This window comes from Psychrobacter sp. 4Dc, from assembly GCF_002836715.1.
In the GTDB taxonomy this organism is placed as follows: Bacteria; Pseudomonadota; Gammaproteobacteria; order Pseudomonadales; family Moraxellaceae; genus Psychrobacter.
The window spans coordinates 12,340-30,403 of sequence record NZ_PJAT01000097.1 but is presented as its reverse complement, the minus strand read 5'-3'; the positions used below and the strand labels follow the sequence as shown (position 1 = coordinate 30,403).

The window sequence follows — 18,064 nt, the reverse complement described above, 5'->3', positions numbered from 1 at the left end:
CACAAAAAAGCAGACGATGGTTATAACAGTCTAGTTTTTATTGAACGATAAGTACTTCAGCAATAAGTAACTCAAAGATAAGTCATAGTGGTGGTATTTGAGGCATATAGGGAGTAGGGTATGAAGGTTTTGATTAGTGGCGGTTCAGGATTTTTGGGAAGTGCATTCAGTCGAGAGTTAATGGCACGGTCTCGCGCGCAAAATAAAGACGTGACGATTACTTGGCTAACTCGTGATAGCGGTCAACCACATCCCGATGATATCAATATGATGACTTATGACGAGCTTGCAATGTCTGATATGAGCTTTGATGTCATATTAAATTTAGCAGGTGCTGGGATTGCTGACTCTCGTTGGAGCGATGGGCGAAAAGAAGAATTGATGGCGAGCCGTATCAAACCTACTCAGTCGATATTGGATTTTATCGCACGTGCTAGTACCAAACCCAAGTTACTGGTGAGCGGATCAGCGATTGGCTGGTATGGCACGCAGGGCGACAAGCCACTGACTGAAAACAGCGATTATGAGACGGATTTTGCTCATACACTATGTGATGAATGGGAGCAATTAGCGCTTAAAGCGACCGAACACGATGTTCCTGTGGCTATCGTCAGAACAGGTGTGGTTATTCATCCTGAGGGCGGAATGGTGGCTAAATTATTACTACCCTTTAAATTTGGTGTCGGTGGACAGTTGGGTGATGGACAACAAATCATGAGCTGGATTAGCCGTGAAGATTGGGTTAGTGCGGTCATCTTTATTATTGAGCAGCAGCTTAAACTTACTAAAGAATCAGACGTTAATCACATTGAAAGCTTAGCCCAAGACAATGCACCTATTAATGATAGCACTATTAAGACTGCAAACAGTACCGCAAATAATACAAATGCAGTCGTATATAACCTTACTGCTCCGAATCCTGTGACCAATCATACTTTTACCAAAGCACTTGGCTCATGGCTACATCGCCCAACCTTTTTTACTTTACCAGAGTTTTTGCTTAAGCTGATGTTTGGCGAAATGTCGACCTTACTTATCGATGGTCAAAAGGTGCTGCCACAAGCGCTATTGGATGCAGGTTATTCGTTCAAACACTCGACACTCCAGCAAGCATTAGGAAATCAGAAATAGTTATATAGCAGTTGTTTCATGTGAAACATTAGAGTTTATTTTCTGATAATCACTTATCAAACAGTATTTATGTCTAAGGGCAGTCCATGCGTTACGCATTTTTCTTCACTATCTTTTTGCTATTACAGCTGTTCAGTCTGGGTACAGTATTAAGTATACAGTGGTGGCTCCAGCCTTGGATGACGCCAACATTACAGACAACGATATGGGTTAGTGTATTTATTATTACTAATGGTCTATTAGTATTGAGCGTAAAAAGAGCATTTGCTAACAGTTATCGCTGGATTAGTGGATGGATGCTAATCATGCATTTTATGATACTGACGGCGTTGGCAGTGAGTCTATTCTACGGAGGGTATCTGCTAGTAGTTGCTTTATCAGGTAGTACGTTACACCAATCGAATGAAATGGCTATAGGGCTAAGAGTACTAGCGCTATTCCTATTTTTAGGACTATTTATTTATTCGTTATATAGTGCCTATACCCCTGTTATACGCAAGCTTTCTATTAATATAGATAAACCTTTAACCAAGCCATTACGCATTGCAGTCGCTAGTGACTTGCATATAGGACGATTATTTGGTGTAAAAGCCATAGATAGATTGCAACAACTTATGATTCGCTCTGGTGCAGATATGCTACTAATGCCAGGGGATATTATGGATGATAATACAGAGGCCTTTAATGAATATCATATGGAGCAAAACTTAGCAAAATTGTGCAGTAGTCTGCCACGTGGTGTCTATGCGACATTGGGTAATCATGATTTGTATGGTCATGAGCGACCCATTAGCGAAGCGCTGCAAAATGCAGGTATACAATTGTTGAACGATGAGGTGCTCTATATCGAGCACGAGGGTCAACCAGTATGGTTAGTTGGACGTTTTGATAATCATAAACGTCAACGTGTAGCAACTACCGATCTGCTGACGCAAGTAGATACGTCGCAGCCAGTGATATTGTTAGACCATAGACCGAGTGATATAGATAATCACAGTCAATTACCTATAGATTTACAAGTCTCGGGACATACCCACAACGGTCAAGTATTCCCCGCTAATTTCATCGTCAATGCTATTAATAGATTAGGCTATGGCTATGAGCAGATTGGTAAAGGGCACTTCGTCGTGTCCTCTGGTTATGGTTTTTGGGGCATTCCCTTTCGATTGGGATCGCGCTCAGAGATTTGGTTAATTACACTATCTGGCAATACAAATTGAATATACAAACCGATAATTAGCTAGCAAGCGGTCTATGCAGCTAACCGCGATTGTGTACTGATGATCTCACGTACAAAGCTGCTAAACCCATGAATAATATTGCTTGTCTCTTGTCCAAGACCTTTATGAATACTCATAAAATGAATAAAGCCATGCGGTGCACCAAGCACAGTATAGGTCTCTACAGCAACGCCGTAACCTTTCAGCTGCTTTGCATAAGCAAATGCCTCATCACGTAATACATCGAGCTCAGAAGCTACAATGTAAGTTGGGCAAACTTTACTATTATCACCCAGCATAGGTGAGTTCAGTATGTGTAAACGAGGCAGCGGACTATTCTCTAGGCAAGCAGCATCAAATACTGCTACATCAGCATGATCTAATAGTAGACCCTCGCCGTATAACTCCCAACTTGGATAATCTGTCTCAATATCAGTGACTGGATACAAAGGCATCTGCGCTAGAGGTTCGGGTAATTTTTCTAATAGATTAAACATTTTTTGTCCATCTAACCCTAGGTCTGCCCATGCGCTTTTACTCGGTGCGGTTAGTTGCTGCGCAATTAAAGTTGATAGACCACCACCTGCGCTATCACCAGCTAATACGATACGAGAAGGTAATGCGCCCAATGTGTGACAGTGTTCAACTAACCAATCATACGCAGTGATACAGTCTTTTAATGCTGCTGGAGCAGGACATTCAGGCGCTAAGCGATAATCGACACTAACCACAGACCAGCCAGTCTGCTCACATACCGCATGACAGAACTCATGATGTGTATCGACATCACCAATGCAGAACCCGCCACCATGAAAAAACAGCATGACTGTTTCATCAGGATTATGGATACGTTTTCTTCTAAAACCAGATTTTTTGCCGCCGGCTTTATAACAACGGACAGTCATGTCGCCATCATCCGCATTGGCAATCATTTCATCTTTCCAGCTAACAGGTGAATCACCTTTTTTAGTGAAGGGCTTTATATTGCCTAGCATAGTCGTATTGGCTTGCTGCCATACTCTAGGTGATTGCATGGCTACTGCATCAGCAGTAAATCTCTCACGCAATTCCGGCATTGGGGTTAGTTCTAACGGCGTTTTGAGGTAACTATTTACTGCAAGGATGAGACGTAGATGAGCGTTTGCATGCAGATACTGTTTTGAATTAGGGCCTTTAAGATAACCAATCGCGCCTTCCAAAATAGGGTCTGGTAAGTAGCCGAGACTTTTCATTGCGTAATGCAATGTATGCGGCTGATAGTTTGCCACAGGGTTATAAGCGAGTATTTTCTCTTTAACGCTCAAACGTTTTTCTAATGAGTCATACGCTTTCGCATCTTGATTTGATGATTCTTTTGACACTGGATTTTCTTTTGACGCTAAGTGCAATGTCATCAATGCTTTATTAAGCAAAGTATTGATAGATAAATTTTTTGAATTAGACATAACAGCTCTCATAAATGATTTTTAGCGTGCATTTGAGTGTGGGCGATAATATTTATAGCAATGATAAAATAGACAGCAGAGTAATAGCGTATCGTTTGGTAATAGCTTGATTAATAAGCGTAAAGCAATGGGAATAAATAGCGGTTTTTTGTTCTTTTTGTGAGTAAATATTGAGATTTATTGACATGGAACAAAAATGTTTGACGCATCGTATTAATGACACTTCACGAATATTTGTCATAAATGGTAAAAATTCCTTTGCTCTAGGCTTGAAATTTGTCCTTATCACCTTTATCAAGCAGCTATTGAAGCGTATTAAAAAAACAATGAGTCAGAAACATCGAGCATTTAATAATGGCATAGTAGGACTAGTAATTATTCGGTCTACTGTGCCGTCTCTTAATCTTCATTATTGAAATTCCAAGGAGCTATCATGAGCGAGCAAAACCCGAACCACGAAAATCTTGACCAAAATGTGGCACATGAGAATATTGATCACAATGACAGTATCTTAGAAGAAACCATGAAAGAGTTTGATCCACAGAATAATTCAGGTGAAGAAACGACTATCGAAAACGAAATCAACCTTGATACTTTCAAAGCGCGTATTGCTGAGCTAGAAGGCGAAGTAAAACAAGCCAAAGAAGGTACTGCACGTGCTAATGCTGAAGCTTATAATGCGCAAAAACGCATGGAGCAAGAAGCGGATAAGAGCAAAAAATTTGCACTACAGAAATTTGCTAAAGAATTGTTAGACATCGTTGACAACTTAGAGCGCGCTATCGAAAATGCCGATGCCAATGATCCAGTCGCTGAGGGTGTGCAATTAACGCACAAAGCATTGGTTGCAGTATTGACCAAAAACGGCGTAGAAGTGGTCGATCCACAAGGCGAAAAATTCAACGCTGACTTCCATGAAGCAGTGGGTATTGACCCAGAAGCAGCGGCAGATACAGTTGGTACGGTCTTACAAAAAGGCTATAGCCTAAACGGTCGTCTATTACGTCCAGCTATGGTTCGTGTTGGTCAGTAATATTTTTAGGGCTAAACCCTACTAATATGAAGGTTTTTCACAAAAAATGACATGAAACACAGTTTTTGCGTGATTATCGCCTTGAAAAATACGACGGGTAAACCGATATATAGCAACAAGTGACCGACTACGGTCTGGATAAATAAGTATTTATAGTTAAAAACAAATTAGGAGCAATTGATTATGGGTAAAGTAATTGGTATTGATTTAGGTACTACTAACTCGTGTGTAGCAGTAATGGAAGGTGACAAAGTTAAAGTCATCGAAAATGCTGAAGGTACTCGTACAACACCATCAATCGTCGCTTATAAAGATGACGAAACGCTTGTTGGTCAGTCAGCCAAGCGTCAAGCAGTAACTAATCCAAGTAACACTTTGTTTGCGATCAAGCGTTTGATCGGTCGTCGTTTTGATGACAAAGTCGTGCAAAAAGATATCGGCATGGTTCCTTACAAAATCGCTAAAGCAGATAACGGCGATGCGTGGGTAGAAATCAACGGTAAAAAGCTTGCGCCACCACAGGTTTCTGCTGAAATCTTGAAAAAAATGAAAAAAACAGCAGAAGACTATCTTGGTGAGAGCGTGACTGAAGCAGTTGTAACTGTACCTGCTTATTTCAATGACTCACAGCGTCAAGCAACTAAAGATGCGGGTAAAATTGCTGGTCTAGATGTAAAACGTATCATCAATGAGCCAACTGCTGCTGCACTTGCTTATGGTATGGACAAGAAGCAAGGCGATAGCACTGTTGCTGTATATGACTTAGGTGGTGGTACTTTCGATATCTCAATCATTGAAATTGCAGACGTCGATGGCGAGCAACAGTTCGAAGTACTAGCAACCAACGGTGATACGTTCCTAGGTGGTGAAGACTTTGACTCAGCATTGATTGATTTCTTAGTGGCTGAATTCAAAAAAGAGCAAGACGTTAACCTAAAAGGTGACTCTCTTGCGATGCAGCGTCTAAAAGAAGCGGCTGAAAAAGCGAAGATTGAGCTATCAAGTGCACAAAGCACTGAAGTGAACTTGCCTTATATTACTGCTGATAGCAGTGGTCCTAAGCATTTGGTTGTGACCATCAGTCGCTCAAAACTAGAGAGCTTAACGGAAGAGTTAGTACAGCGCACCATGGGCCCTTGTAAGATTGCCCTTGAAGATGCTGGCCTAAAAATTGGCGATATCAACGATGTAATCTTGGTTGGTGGTCAGACTCGTATGCCACTAGTACAACAAAAAGTACAAGACTTCTTTGGTCAAGAGCCACGTAAAGACGTGAACCCTGATGAAGCTGTGGCAGCTGGTGCGGCAATCCAAGGCGCGGTATTGTCTGGTGATAAAACTGACGTATTGCTACTTGATGTAACGCCATTGACCCTAGGTATCGAAACGATGGGCGGTGTTATGACGCCAGTTATCGAGAAAAACACCATGATTCCTACCAAGAAATCACAGGTATTCTCAACCGCTGAAGACAACCAGCCAGCAGTAACGATTCAGGTATATCAAGGTGAGCGTAAAATCGCTAACCAAAACAAACTGCTTGGTCGTTTTGACTTGACGGATATCCCACCAGCACCACGTGGTCTACCACAAATCGAAGTGTCTTTTGACATCAACGCTGATGGTATCATGAACATCTCAGCAACTGATAAAGGTACTGGTAAAGCACAAAGTATCCAAATCAAAGCGGATTCTGGTCTGTCGGATGAAGAAGTCGAACAAATGGTTCGCGATGCAGAAGCCAATGCTGCTGAAGATGAGAAGTTCGCTAACCTAGCGCAAGTTCGTAACGAAGCAGATGGTCGTATTCATGCCGTACAAAAAGCGCTGAAAGAAGCAGAAGATAAAGTCACTGATGAAGAAAAATCAACAGTAGAATCTGCGATCACTGAGCTTGAAGCTGCAGCGAAAGAAGATGATCATGACGAAATCAAAGCTAAGCTTGAAGCTTTAGACAATGCATTCTTGCCAATCAGCCAAAAAATCTACGCTGATAGCGGCGCTGGTGCAGAAGGTATGGATCCAAGCCAGTTCCAACAAGGTGCTGACGATGCTGGTAGCAACAAAGCTGATGACGACGTCGTTGATGCTGAGTTCACTGAAGTAGACGAAGACAAAAAATAATACGGCTACTAACTAGTTAAATGAAAAAACGCATCCTTCGGGGTGCGTTTTTTTATGGCTGCTATTTCTAAATGTTGTTATGCCTATTAGCCACAGTTCCTACTAGCCACTATTTTTACTATCAGTTAATAAATTAAGTTTTAAACGCACTCACTATGAGCACTTCATAGGTTAAATTAACCACGAGCTGTCCTATGTCATTCTTTTCTGAGAATTGCTGCCAATAGTCTGACTCAAATTGCTGTAGACGAGATTTTGTCCATACAAAGGTTTGAGTATCTTCTGATTTAGCTTGAGTTTGATTGGTCGATACGCCGGTGAGTTTCATATGCTTTAAGATAGCGTAGGGGGTTAGAAATGGTAAATCAAAGCGCTGAATTGAGAGTTTGATATTCTCAAAGCCAGCACTATCTAATGCCAATTGCCATTCATTAATATCTGGGTAGTAAAGTCCTTGACCTGTGAGAGTCTTAATTTGCAAAAAGTTATTTGGCGTAAAAGTACTAAAGACCAGTTGTCCTCTAGATTGTAGGCGCTGCGCTGATTGCGTGACGAAACTCAATGGATCATCAAACCATTGCACGGCATTGGCACTAACTATCAAGCTATGATTTTCTGCTAAATCTATGGTTTCAGCATCACCGATAATGATCTCAGCAGTTGGCAGTATTGATTGCAATGTAGCAGTCTGTTCAGTACATAACTCATTAATGATCCAGTACTCGCTCTGTATATGCTCAGCGAGTAGGCGCGTCATTTGACCTGTGCCTGCACCCACTTCTAGCACACTACTTTGTTCGGTATTAGCAATACTGTCTAATAAGTACTGACAAACGATCTGCTGAACATTGGCATGCTGGTCATAGTCGCTTGCATTGGCAAAGTGGCGAGCGATGGTTTGTTTTCTAACACTGAGGTCATCAGCTGTATCGAGTGTTGTCATAGGCTTCATTATGTCCAAGTGCGCCAGTTGTCTATTAATAGTAGGAGTAAAGTTTGTGTCAAACGATAAGGTTACAACTGCTGTATCAATCGCTCGCAGTCTTCGTTAGTCAGTTTGGCATTCATAACTAAGCGAATACGAGCAGTGTTTGCAGGCACAGTAGGTGGCCTGATAGGTAGCGCATAAAATCCAGCGGCTTGCAACTGTTGTGCTTTGGCAAGAGTGCGTGCATTGTCGCCCAAGATATAAGGCACAATGGGTGAGTTGTAGCTAATATCTTGGACAGCTGAAGTTACACGGTGTTGTGGGTCGATGGCCTGACTAAGCATTGTAGACAACTGAGCTAAATGTGCACGTTGATCAGTGAGTTTTGGCATTCTTGCTAAAATAAATCGTGTCCACGCATGATTGATAGGGGGTAAGGCGGTGCTAAAAATTAGTGGGCGCATAGCGTTAATCAGCCATTGTTTGAAAATATCATCACACATTATATAAGCACCAACTGAAGCAAACGCTTTGCCAAATGTACCCACCAAATAGTCAATATCAGCCAACGTATGCGTCTCTTCTGCCAATCCTAAACCTGTATCGCCTAATATCCCGATAGCATGTGCTTCATCGACATACAGCTCAATACGAGCATCTCTGGATTTTAATTGTACTAATTCAGGCAAGTCAGCACGGTCACCATCCATACTAAATATACTCTCGGTGACAATAATGATACGTTCAACTGTCTCGTCTGCTTGTTCAATAAACTTGGCTAAATGTCCGTAATCGTTATGACGGTAACGACGATAGGTGACAAGTTTACTTTGGCTCAGGCGCATCCCATCGATAATGCTGGCATGTACTAGCTTGTCAGCCAAAATGAGCGTCTTGACGGGCAGTGCTGTCAATGCTGGCAAGATACCTAGATTGGCGTGATAGCCACTATTCAATACCAGCACCGACTTTGTATTGGACAGGTCTTGTTTTTCCATTGCGCTTTGATACCAGCTTTGCAATTCAGACTCTAATGCTTCTAACTGTATATCGTTGCCTGTCAGTAGGCGTGAGGAAGTGGCACTCATTTTAGGAGTGTGCGTAGTAGATAGCTGTTCTATTTGATTGAGAAACTCAGTTTGTAGCTCGATATCACCGCCCAAGCCAAGATAATCATTACTCGCGATATTAAGTAAAGCTTTACCTGCACTAACGACGTATCGGCCATCGTGCTGCAGGTTTGGCAATTGACGGTACTGCTGCTTTGCTTTTAAGTCTGCAAGTGCGCTTTGCAAACGCTCAGTGATAGAATTTTGCATTTCTTCTCTCTAATTATTGTTATATCAGCCATGTTTAGCCGATTTGTCCAGCAAGAAAACTGTGAAATGAGTACGGATTATTGCATAAACTGGATGGATGTAACAAAAGGTTTCATATCTAGGCCTTTGTAACCCGAGCACTGACAAATGCTTTCAAATCTTAACTCTCATACCATTAAACACTGACAGAGTGTCTGAAATAGTTTGTTACTATGTACCCATCGTTAGCAAACAAGGCGATACGGCCAAATGGTCAATACAACTAAATAACTTGTTTGTCCAAATTTACTTGAAGGAGCTAATAATGAAAACTCTACAAAAAACTATACTTGCACTAGCAACTGGTTCTTTACTTACTGTAGGTGCGCAAGCTGCCGTTAATTATGGTAACGGCTATACAGGTCAACCGTATGTTGGTGCTAAGATTGGTCAGTTCGATAATGATGTAAGCGGCGACGATCCAACTGCGTATGGTGTGTATGCTGGTTATAACTTCGATCCTAATTTTGGTATGGAAGTTGAATATGTTGGTTCAGATGATGCTGATCTAGACAATAATGCTGGCGATTATGATACGAAAACTTATGGTGCGTACGGTACTTATCGTTACACGTTCCCAAATACTGCACTGTATGCCAAAGGTAAGCTTGGTATCGCTAAAACAGAGCTAGAAGCTGATTTTAACGACGGTAGCAGTGATTCAGTGAGTGATACTGGTATTGCTGGTGGCATCGGTCTTGGCTATGCGGTGAATCCTAACTTCAATGTTGAAACAGAATATGCCATGATGGATAGTGATGCAGATACTAAGCTGCTTACTGTTGGTGCTAACTTAAAGTTCTAATTATTTAGAAAACAAGCTTTTAGCAAACAGCTATAATAAAGAAACGATCACTTTAAGTGGTCGTTTTTTTTCGCTTAAAATTTATGTTAAGGCCTTTAAGTTAGTAATTTATAAGCATCCAATAAGTAATATATCATTATCGTTAAAGCGTTGTTATCCTTAAAAATGTGCTACATTAAAAACTGGAATGATAAAGATAGGAATGGTGGCAAGGATGGAGATACTTTGGATGATTGAACCTTGGCATTGGTTAGTATTGGGCTTCTTATTACTAATCGTTGAGATGTTTGTACCGACGTTTGCCAGTCTGTGGTTTGGTGCCGCTGCCATCATCGTTGCAGCGCTATCATGGCTGTTGCCTATTTCTGTCTCTGTTCAGATTATCGTCTGGTTAGTGCTCTCTGCTGTGTTCTTATTGGCTTGGTTCAAGTTTATCAAGCCGTTGTCAGTAGATCGTACCAAAGCTGGACTGGGCGGCAGTGTCATAGTCGGTGAAGTCGGCATGATTATCGTGTCACCGCAGCTAGATAAAGCTGGCACGGTTAGATTTAGTGTTCCTATCGTTGGTGCGGCTGAATGGATGTGCCGTACGAGAGGGGAGCAGGTGGCAATCGGCGATAGAGTGGTAGTGACGGATATTGTTGGTAACGAGCTGATTGTGAGCAGTACAAAAGCGCAGGCAGCGATGCATAAAAGTATGCAGGTATAATAATAAGGGATGAGTTATGGAAAGCTTTAGTATTGTCATGGTGGTATTGATTGCACTGGTGGTATTCACCGTGTTTAAAGGCGTACGTATTGTACCGCAAGGTTATAAATGGGTTGTGCAGCGACTGGGCAAATATAGCCAAACGCTAGAGCCTGGGCTTAACCTCATCATCCCTTATGTAGATGATGTGGCTTATAAAGTAACGACCAAGGACATCGTACTCGATATTCCGTCACAAGAAGTCATTACTCGTGACAACGTCGTTATCATTGCAAACGCTGTCGCTTATATCAATATCGTGCGTCCTGATAAGGCGGTCTACGGTATCGAAGATTATGAGTACGGTATCCGTAATCTGGTACAAACGTCATTGCGTTCGATCATTGGTGAGATGGATCTTGATAGTGCATTGTCCAGTCGTGACGAGATCAAAACCAAGCTAAAACATGCGATTTCGGAAGATATCGCCGATTGGGGTATTACCCTTAAGACAGTGGAAATTCAAGATATTAACCCTTCGCAGACCATGCAAGCATCCATGGAAGAGCAAGCAGCGGCAGAACGTTTACGCCGTGCGACAGTGACCCGTGCTGATGGTCAAAAGCAAGCTGCTATATTAGAAGCGGATGGTCGCTTGGAGGCTTCACGCCGTGATGCTGAAGCGCAAGTGGTACTAGCCAGAGGTTCTGAAGAGTCGATTCGTTTGATTACTAGCGCGATGGGAGAGGAAGAGATGCCGATCGTATACTTGCTGGGTGAGCAATATATCAAAGCGATACGAGAGTTGGCTGAATCTGACAACTCTAAAATGGTGGTACTACCAGCAGATATCTTAAGTACTGTAAAAGGTATGGTGGGTGATAAGTTAAAAGTGTAAAAAGCCATAGCAATATTAAAAAAGACCTCGCTTGAGGTCTTTTTTATATTTAATAATTGACGAATGACTCGTTAACTTAGATAACTTTGGAAAAGCGGTTTTGGTGTTTCTTTTCCAAGTATTCATCAAATACCATAGCGACGTTACGACCAAGCAAGCGACCTCTAGGTAAGACGCGAATACCTGCTGCATCCATATCTATCAGCCTGTCGTTTTGCATAGCGCCCAACTGCTGAATCTCATTAATAAAATAGGTGATGGCATCGATACCAAATTTTTGATTCACATCTTTAAAATCGAGATAATCATGACACAGTAGGTTCATGATGACGTATTCACGCAAGCGGTCTTTGATAGAGGTTTTAATGTACTTTACTGCAGGCATGACAGTCGGATTGATTTTCGCCATATCAATCTTGGCTTGATAACTCTGTAGATCAGTATCGTTTTGCAAAATATAGCGCGTATTGGCATTAGAAATCTGACTGATTGATGAGACACCAAAACCTAATAAGTCACAATCTCCCATGATGGTGTAACCCTGAAAATTACGATGCAAGTTACCTTCGCGCTGGGCGATAGCCAATTCGTCATCAGGTTTGGCAAAATGGTCGATACCAATATATTGATAGCCAGCTTCGGTCAGTGTATTGACGGTATTACCCAGCATCGTAAGCTTAGCAGCTGGGCTGGGCAAGTCTTCATCTTTTATCTGACGTTGGGCTTTAAATCGCTCAGGCAAATGCGCATAGTTAAAGACCGATAGGCGGTCTGGTGACATCTCGATGATACGATTTACAGTTTTGTCCAACGTATCAGGTGTTTGATGTGGTAAACCATAAATCAAATCAATATTGATAGAGCGAAAACTAAGCTCACGTGCTTCTGTTAGCACGCTTTCAATAAGCTCTGCTGAGTGCACACGATTAACGGCGATTTGGACCGTTTCATCCAAGTCTTGCACACCTAAGCTGATACGGTTAAAACCGAGATTCCGCAGTATCTTTAGGGTGTCTTCACTCAGCTCGCGAGGGTCAATCTCGATAGAATAGTCACCTTCATCTTCTGGCAAAAACTCAAACTGAGTCTGTAAAAACTCCCATAATTGCACCATCTCTGCGTCACGCAAAAACGTTGGTGTACCACCGCCCAGATGTAGCTGTTTGACCAATGGTCTGTCGCTGCCTTCTGGCGTAGATAACAAGCGGCGTTTATGGATAATTTCAGCAATCAAATACTGTAAGTAATCGCCAGAATCACTATTTTTTTTGGTAATAATCTTATTGCAAGCACAGTAGTAGCAAAGGTGGCGACAGAACGGAATATGAAAATATAACGATAAAGGAGCGCGCGCTTCACGATTCTGCAGGATTTTTGTCTCAAGACCAATAGCTTCAAAACTATTTGGTATTGGAGCGAATTCTAGAGCAGTCGGATAAGAGGTATAACGCGGTCCCGAGCGATTGTACTTATTGATGATTGCTTCATCAAATGTTGGTAGCTGCTTGCTAGTAATACTGCCGCCGCGTGTACTGGCATAAGGGTTGTCAGGTTGCATAACAGGGCGCACAGTCGTGGGCGGCTCGTCCGCACGGTTGTAAGGTTGCTGAGTGTTCTGTTCTGAATAATCTGTCATGCGATATTCCTCGTTTTTACTCTAGATACTGCTGATTTCTATATGATCAATGATTTCGGATGTGTTGTTTATTTTCAAATTTTATAACTGATCGATAATAAGATTTGAATACGTCATCGGCAGCAGTATGTATCGCCAAATGTATAGTAGATAGTATAACAAATCCTTGTTAGCAGTGGGGTGGTCGGTGAGTATTCTCAATTATTGAAGTAGAGCGTTATTTAAACATAAAAAACCCCAGAACGACGCTGAGGTTGTGGTGATTCCCTCTACACCAGCAATAAAACACGACGTTTGCGCGTTGATAAATAATACTTTATTATCAATGACACTCTGTATTAGGAAGATGCTGATGTCGTTTGCCCAAGTCTATACCCGTTCGGTGGTTGGTCTGCATGCTCCCAAGGTCATCATTGAGGTGCATCTATCGCAAGGACTGCCTGCATTGACCATCGTTGGCCTACCTGAGGCCGCCGTGCGTGAGAGTAAGGACAGGGTACGCTCTGCCATTCTAAATTCAGGTTTCCAGTTTCCGAACCGCCGCCTCACGATTAATTTAGCCCCTGCTGATCTACCTAAAGATGGCGCGCGTTTAGACTTACCTATTGCTATCGGTATACTAGCGGCAAGCGGACAGCTTGAGCCAGAGGTGCTATCAGGATTTGAGTTTATCGGCGAATTAGCGCTCAATGGTCAATTGCGACAAGTAACTGGTAGCTTGGCAGTCGCACGGGCGATTAAAGCTGAGAAGTTAGCATTAGCATTGTCGCAAGTAGTAGCGAATGAGCAAGAGCAAAATAATTCAGATACCTCGCCGCAGACAACTCCGCAACTGATTGTACCGATTGATAATGGTCGTGAGGCCAGCCGCGTTGATGGCGTAACGATACTAGCTGCTCAGAGTCTAAAAGCAGTTTGTGATCATCTACAGTCGCTCGTTGACCCAAGTGCAAACTATGAGAGTTTGTCAGTGGTGCAGCCTAATCCAGCACCGCAGCATGTTGGCTATCAAGTGGACTTAGCCGATGTCAAAGGACAACATCATGCTCGGCGCGCGCTAGAGATTGCCGCCGCGGGTGGTCATTCATTGTTATTTACAGGGCCACCAGGTTCTGGCAAGACGCTTATGGCGTCACGATTGCCAACAATATTGCCAGACTTAAGTGATGAAGATGCGCTAGAGGTTGCCAGTACCTATTCGGTGGCAGACAGCGATTATGACTATGGGACGCGGCCATTCAGACAGGTGCATCATACAATATCAGCTGTGGCGTTGGTCGGTGGTGGTTCACGGCCAAAACCGGGTGAGATTACGCTAGCTAATAAAGGCGTGTTGTTTTTAGATGAATTGCCGGAGTTTGATCGAAGCGTGCTGGAGGTATTACGTCAACCATTAGAAGCCAAACAAATCACGATTAGTCGCGCTAATTCTCAAATGACCTTTCCAGCGAATTTTCAATTGGTCGCTGCGATGAATCCTTGCCCATGTGGCTATGATGGCGATACATCAGGACGTTGTCGCTGTCGACCTGAGCAGATCAAACGTTATCAAGACAAACTATCTGGTCCTCTCTTAGATCGTATTGATTTGCATATCACCGTGCCTGCGTTACCGATTGCCGATCTGCAAAATAGTCAGGTAGGTGAAACCTCCAAGCAAGTACGGGCTCGCGTGGTAGTCGCGCATCAGCATCAAATGCAGCGCCAACAAAAAGTTAATAATGAGCTTAGCCCTAGCGAAATCGATGAATACATCCAACTAGGCGACAATGAAAAGCAATTATTGCAACTTGCTCAGCAGCGTCTAAATTTATCAGCGCGTGGCTACCACCGAGTATTACGAGTTGCGCGTACAATCGCGGATTTAGCTAATAGTACGGATATTAACAGCGCCCACGTATCTGAGGCGCTGAGCTATCGCAGCAAAGCGTAATCTCTGTTTAAACAAGTTACATCATGATGATTTGATAGGTTCTTTATAGACTAAAATCTATCTTTCATAATCCAAGCAACTAAGTCAGCAAAGTGGTCAAATGCTTCGGTCGGATTTAATTCGCGAATATCTTGCCCGTAGTTATAACCATAAGATAGGCCGAGCGTGTCCATATTGGCGTTCTGTCCAGCCAGCATATCGTTTCTAGAGTCTCCAATCATCACTGCCTGATCAACACTGACATTGAGAGTCTCACAGACGTGTAGTAGAGGCGCTGGGTCTGGTTTTTTGACAGGCAAACTGTCGCCGCCCATCACTTCACTAAACAAATCTTGCCAGCCAAACGACTGCAATATCTTCGGTACAAATCGAATGGGTTTATTGGTGACTAAAGCAAGTGTATAGCCAGCTGCGTGCAACTTTTTGAGTCCGTCATCGACATCTGGATAGGCAACGGTTTTGCTACCACTAAGATTCTTATAAGCATCAAAAAATATTTGCTCTGCATGATCAGCTTCTTCGACCGTTAGCTCACCTTCTGATACTTCTACCTTGCCAACCAAAGCGCGCTCTACGAGCAGTCGCGAACCATTTCCTATCCAATTGCGTATCGTCTCGATAGGGTAGGTCTCTTTACCCAATGTGGTTAGCATGGCGTTGGTGGCGTCGGCCAAATCGGGTACGCTATCAATGAGCGTTCCATCAAAATCAAAAATTAAAAGCTGCTTATTCATTGTTCCTCACTATTGGAAATCGTTATATTTATTATATTGGTCATACCTTAGCACAGTAGTATTTCGAGACCAGTCAATTTAGTTATCTGTTGTGCTTAATGTCTTGAGTATTAGCAACTATTCGACATCTTTATAGCGTTCACGATGCTCTTTTTTCATCCTTAAATAGTCTTCGTTCTCACGGCATTCATCCCATTTAACTTTAAAGATTCGTGCAGATTCTGCTTTGACTGGGTCTTCCTCTTGTCGTGGCAATTCTTCGCGGCCATGAGCGCCGCTTTGACCTTTTTTATCATCAGGTACCGCGCCTTTATATTTTTTACCGCCTTTATGATTGGCATAGCGACGAGCGCGGGTATAGCCCATTTGTATAAACTTACGCGCCATATCTGCACCGACAAAGTCGTCGTCAGCCAAGTAATCTAAAAACATCTGATAGATAGCTTCACTACTCTCGCGGGCGATGTCGGGAGTCGCAAATCGCCAATGGGGTAAAATCTCAGACTTGTAAGGCTCTACCAGTAATACGCCTTGCTCACCGCGACCGACACGGTACAACTCAGGCTGAGCGCGCAAATCTAAACTCTTATAATCCAAGTCGTAATCAAACTCTCTCATATCTATGACCTATTATTTTTATCTATTCGTATATGGTTATTGAGTATACTTAGCCAAGCTGTTTAGAAAAAAGCACAAAAATGTTATGCAACCGTGACAGTAGGTATTTAGCGTTAAGTAGAAATGGTTATGGTAAAGTCAGCTGTGGGACGTATGAAGGCTACTAATGTGATTAGCGCTACGAGAGATGTTATGTTGAGAAATAAGATAAGTGTAAATGAGCTGATTTGTTTGCTATTGCCTAAAAACATACTGGTAGCGTGGCTATTGCTAACGACAAGCATACTAGCCAATACGACTGCCCATAGCGCATGGTTTGAACGTTTGATTCCGCAAGGGGAGACCTACACAGTACGCGAGATAGATCGCGATTTGGCATTTGTGATAGATGGCTTTATCTATGATGCGCGTACGTCTTGTTTTTTGGCAGTAGGCGACCGAGTGATATTCTTTGAGGGGCGTCACGGTATTGATTACCGCGCAACTATATACGACTTGGATTCGCGTGAGCGCTGTAATTTGCTACTACGTGGTCGGTTGTACGAATAATGGTCGGCTCTACGAATAAGGGCGACGCATGAATAAAATGAACGCTAAAGAATACGGTAAAATTTAAACATAAAAAAAGCCCCGAACATTGCTGTTCAGGGCTTTTTAGAATTCTATTAACGAATGGTGGCTCGAGGCAGGATCGAACTGCCGACACACGGATTTTCAATCCGTTGCTCTACCTACTGAGCTATCGAGCCGTCTTCGTTGAGGTCGCTATTAAACTAAATATACGCGCTTCTGTCAAGCTGTTTTTGCATTATATCTGATAAAAGACGATAAATAATCAGATATCGGCAAAATTAACCGTTTTAGCGCTCAGTTTAGTCCTTCACACGCAATAGTTCGTACTCACTCATGATACGGTGAATATCAGCGTCAGCAGGGACAAATTCACGTACGCCTTTTCTAACTTCGCAATCATAGACCAGTTTAATAAACTTGGCATCGATAGCACGTTTACGGTTTTCTGGATGCACAGTGAGATATTGTAGACGCTTAGCATTGGTCTGCCCGTCATCAAAACAGGCGACCGCAGCGATAGGCTTATCATTGAACATCCCAACATACAGGTACTGTCCACGTTTAAACCCTTGCTCAACGATATTTAATACCTCGATACCGTCAGGCTGCGCATCATCACTATCGTACAACGCCTGCAAACGCTCTGCTAGCTCATTGTCGCGAGCAGGTTTTTTGATAAGTGGCGCATCCAAACTATTAATGGCGATCGCTTCTAAAGGCATAGCAGTTCCTATAAATAGAGGGTTTCTATAGTATAAATTAGCAATATGAGACAGCACGATGTCATAGCGTGTAGTGCCGTAAGTAAGGGTCTTCAAAGTCAGCGCGAGTCATGATTGATAATACTGAACACACTATTTTAGCAGAATGACATGATTTTGTGCGTGGTTTACCGCTTGGTCGTGGCAGTACATGTTAGGGTTTGCTATGATGAGGCTAT

The 18,064-nt window shown here is 42.6% G+C and carries 16 protein-coding genes and 1 tRNA gene; 9 read left to right on the top strand and 8 right to left on the bottom strand.

Features of this window, described 5'->3' with window-relative positions; genetic code table 11:
* Positions 1 to 120 precede the first annotated feature (120 nt).
* Both CXF61_RS07805 and CXF61_RS07800 read left to right on the top strand, forming a co-directional pair.
* Positions 121 to 1,131 (top strand): TIGR01777 family oxidoreductase, encoded by a 1,011-nt coding sequence (locus tag CXF61_RS07805; protein WP_165597792.1) that lies wholly within the window; start codon positions 121 to 123, stop codon positions 1,129 to 1,131.
* Between the two features lie 86 nt (positions 1,132 to 1,217).
* Complete coding sequence (locus CXF61_RS07800) at positions 1,218 to 2,351, top strand: metallophosphoesterase (protein WP_165597791.1); 1,134 nt, start codon at positions 1,218 to 1,220, stop codon at positions 2,349 to 2,351.
* 32 nt (positions 2,352 to 2,383) lie between these two features.
* Here the strand turns inward: CXF61_RS07800 and CXF61_RS07795 are convergent, their stop codons facing one another.
* The gene (locus tag CXF61_RS07795) at positions 2,384 to 3,796 is read right to left on the bottom strand and encodes an alpha/beta hydrolase (protein WP_165597790.1); all 1,413 of its coding nucleotides are present in this window, start codon (positions 3,794 to 3,796) and stop codon (positions 2,384 to 2,386) included.
* A gap of 433 nt (positions 3,797 to 4,229) precedes the next feature.
* Between CXF61_RS07795 and grpE the strand changes: the two genes are divergently transcribed.
* Positions 4,230 to 4,829 (top strand): nucleotide exchange factor GrpE, encoded by a 600-nt coding sequence (gene grpE / locus CXF61_RS07790; RefSeq protein WP_057762215.1) that lies wholly within the window; start codon positions 4,230 to 4,232, stop codon positions 4,827 to 4,829.
* A gap of 183 nt (positions 4,830 to 5,012) precedes the next feature.
* Positions 5,013 to 6,953, top strand: coding sequence for a molecular chaperone DnaK (gene dnaK / locus CXF61_RS07785; RefSeq protein WP_165597789.1), 1,941 nt, complete (start codon positions 5,013 to 5,015; stop codon positions 6,951 to 6,953).
* A gap of 133 nt (positions 6,954 to 7,086) precedes the next feature.
* On the opposite strand, the gene CXF61_RS07780 is transcribed toward dnaK, so the two are convergent.
* Positions 7,087 to 7,896 carry a methyltransferase domain-containing protein gene (locus CXF61_RS07780; RefSeq protein ID WP_227526629.1) on the bottom strand — a complete coding sequence of 270 codons (810 nt, stop codon included), beginning with the start codon at positions 7,894 to 7,896 and terminating at the stop codon, positions 7,087 to 7,089.
* 71 nt (positions 7,897 to 7,967) lie between these two features.
* The gene (locus CXF61_RS07775) at positions 7,968 to 9,200 is read right to left on the bottom strand and encodes an 8-amino-7-oxononanoate synthase (RefSeq protein ID WP_165597787.1); all 1,233 of its coding nucleotides are present in this window, start codon (positions 9,198 to 9,200) and stop codon (positions 7,968 to 7,970) included.
* A gap of 304 nt (positions 9,201 to 9,504) precedes the next feature.
* Between CXF61_RS07775 and CXF61_RS07770 the strand changes: the two genes are divergently transcribed.
* The 3 genes from CXF61_RS07770 (at position 9,505) to CXF61_RS07760 (ending at position 11,630) form a co-directional block, all read left to right on the top strand.
* The gene (locus tag CXF61_RS07770; protein WP_102078619.1) at positions 9,505 to 10,044 is read left to right on the top strand and encodes a porin family protein; all 540 of its coding nucleotides are present in this window, start codon (positions 9,505 to 9,507) and stop codon (positions 10,042 to 10,044) included.
* Between the two features lie 229 nt (positions 10,045 to 10,273).
* Positions 10,274 to 10,753, top strand: coding sequence for an NfeD family protein (locus CXF61_RS07765; RefSeq protein WP_057762204.1), 480 nt, complete (start codon positions 10,274 to 10,276; stop codon positions 10,751 to 10,753).
* Positions 10,754 to 10,769: 16 nt separating this feature from the next.
* Positions 10,770 to 11,630, top strand: a complete 861-nt coding sequence (locus tag CXF61_RS07760) for an SPFH domain-containing protein (protein WP_057762202.1) — start codon at positions 10,770 to 10,772, stop codon at positions 11,628 to 11,630.
* A gap of 76 nt (positions 11,631 to 11,706) precedes the next feature.
* On the opposite strand, the gene hemN is transcribed toward CXF61_RS07760, so the two are convergent.
* Complete coding sequence (gene hemN, locus CXF61_RS07755; RefSeq protein ID WP_413775332.1) at positions 11,707 to 13,188, bottom strand: oxygen-independent coproporphyrinogen III oxidase; 1,482 nt, start codon at positions 13,186 to 13,188, stop codon at positions 11,707 to 11,709.
* A 430-nt stretch (positions 13,189 to 13,618) separates the two neighbouring features.
* Here hemN and CXF61_RS07750 point away from each other — a divergent pair, with 430 nt between their 5' ends.
* The gene (locus CXF61_RS07750) at positions 13,619 to 15,199 is read left to right on the top strand and encodes a YifB family Mg chelatase-like AAA ATPase (protein WP_165597785.1); all 1,581 of its coding nucleotides are present in this window, start codon (positions 13,619 to 13,621) and stop codon (positions 15,197 to 15,199) included.
* Between the two features lie 50 nt (positions 15,200 to 15,249).
* Here the strand turns inward: CXF61_RS07750 and CXF61_RS07745 are convergent, their stop codons facing one another.
* Together CXF61_RS07745 and CXF61_RS07740 are read right to left on the bottom strand one after the other, a co-directional pair.
* Positions 15,250 to 15,933: a phosphoglycolate phosphatase gene (locus tag CXF61_RS07745; RefSeq protein WP_165597784.1), complete on the bottom strand. Its 684-nt coding sequence runs from the start codon at positions 15,931 to 15,933 to the stop codon at positions 15,250 to 15,252.
* A gap of 117 nt (positions 15,934 to 16,050) precedes the next feature.
* On the bottom strand, positions 16,051 to 16,551 hold the full coding sequence (locus CXF61_RS07740; RefSeq protein ID WP_165597783.1) for a DUF4385 domain-containing protein: 501 nt from the start codon (positions 16,549 to 16,551) through the stop codon (positions 16,051 to 16,053).
* A gap of 129 nt (positions 16,552 to 16,680) precedes the next feature.
* Between CXF61_RS07740 and CXF61_RS07735 the strand changes: the two genes are divergently transcribed.
* Positions 16,681 to 17,100 (top strand): hypothetical protein, encoded by a 420-nt coding sequence (locus CXF61_RS07735; RefSeq protein ID WP_165597782.1) that lies wholly within the window; start codon positions 16,681 to 16,683, stop codon positions 17,098 to 17,100.
* Positions 17,101 to 17,224: 124 nt separating this feature from the next.
* On the opposite strand, the gene CXF61_RS07730 is transcribed toward CXF61_RS07735, so the two are convergent.
* Both CXF61_RS07730 and CXF61_RS07725 read right to left on the bottom strand, forming a co-directional pair.
* Positions 17,225 to 17,300: transfer RNA gene (locus tag CXF61_RS07730), tRNA-Phe, on the bottom strand.
* Positions 17,301 to 17,423: 123 nt separating this feature from the next.
* Positions 17,424 to 17,846: a hypothetical protein gene (locus CXF61_RS07725; RefSeq protein WP_165597781.1), complete on the bottom strand. Its 423-nt coding sequence runs from the start codon at positions 17,844 to 17,846 to the stop codon at positions 17,424 to 17,426.
* Positions 17,847 to 18,064: the final 218 nt, after the last annotated feature.

Bases quoted from the DNA above. Each gene is read 5' to 3' on its own strand.
- CXF61_RS07805 (WP_165597792.1), top strand. From the start codon at position 121: ATGAAGGTTTTGATTAGTGGCGGTTCAGGATTTTTGGGAAGTGCATTC.
- CXF61_RS07800 (WP_165597791.1), top strand. From the start codon at position 1,218: ATGCGTTACGCATTTTTCTTCACTATCTTTTTGCTATTACAGCTGTTC.
- CXF61_RS07795 (WP_165597790.1), bottom strand. From the start codon at position 3,796: ATGTCTAATTCAAAAAATTTATCTATCAATACTTTGCTTAATAAAGCA.
- grpE (WP_057762215.1), top strand. From the start codon at position 4,230: ATGAGCGAGCAAAACCCGAACCACGAAAATCTTGACCAAAATGTGGCA.
- dnaK (WP_165597789.1), top strand. From the start codon at position 5,013: ATGGGTAAAGTAATTGGTATTGATTTAGGTACTACTAACTCGTGTGTA.
- CXF61_RS07780 (WP_227526629.1), bottom strand. From the start codon at position 7,896: ATGACAACACTCGATACAGCTGATGACCTCAGTGTTAGAAAACAAACC.
- CXF61_RS07775 (WP_165597787.1), bottom strand. From the start codon at position 9,200: ATGCAAAATTCTATCACTGAGCGTTTGCAAAGCGCACTTGCAGACTTA.
- CXF61_RS07770 (WP_102078619.1), top strand. From the start codon at position 9,505: ATGAAAACTCTACAAAAAACTATACTTGCACTAGCAACTGGTTCTTTA.
- CXF61_RS07765 (WP_057762204.1), top strand. From the start codon at position 10,274: ATGATTGAACCTTGGCATTGGTTAGTATTGGGCTTCTTATTACTAATC.
- CXF61_RS07760 (WP_057762202.1), top strand. From the start codon at position 10,770: ATGGAAAGCTTTAGTATTGTCATGGTGGTATTGATTGCACTGGTGGTA.
- hemN (WP_413775332.1), bottom strand. From the start codon at position 13,188: ATGCAACCTGACAACCCTTATGCCAGTACACGCGGCGGCAGTATTACT.
- CXF61_RS07750 (WP_165597785.1), top strand. From the start codon at position 13,619: ATGTCGTTTGCCCAAGTCTATACCCGTTCGGTGGTTGGTCTGCATGCT.
- CXF61_RS07745 (WP_165597784.1), bottom strand. From the start codon at position 15,933: ATGAATAAGCAGCTTTTAATTTTTGATTTTGATGGAACGCTCATTGAT.
- CXF61_RS07740 (WP_165597783.1), bottom strand. From the start codon at position 16,551: ATGAGAGAGTTTGATTACGACTTGGATTATAAGAGTTTAGATTTGCGC.
- CXF61_RS07735 (WP_165597782.1), top strand. From the start codon at position 16,681: ATGGTAAAGTCAGCTGTGGGACGTATGAAGGCTACTAATGTGATTAGC.
- CXF61_RS07725 (WP_165597781.1), bottom strand. From the start codon at position 17,846: ATGCCTTTAGAAGCGATCGCCATTAATAGTTTGGATGCGCCACTTATC.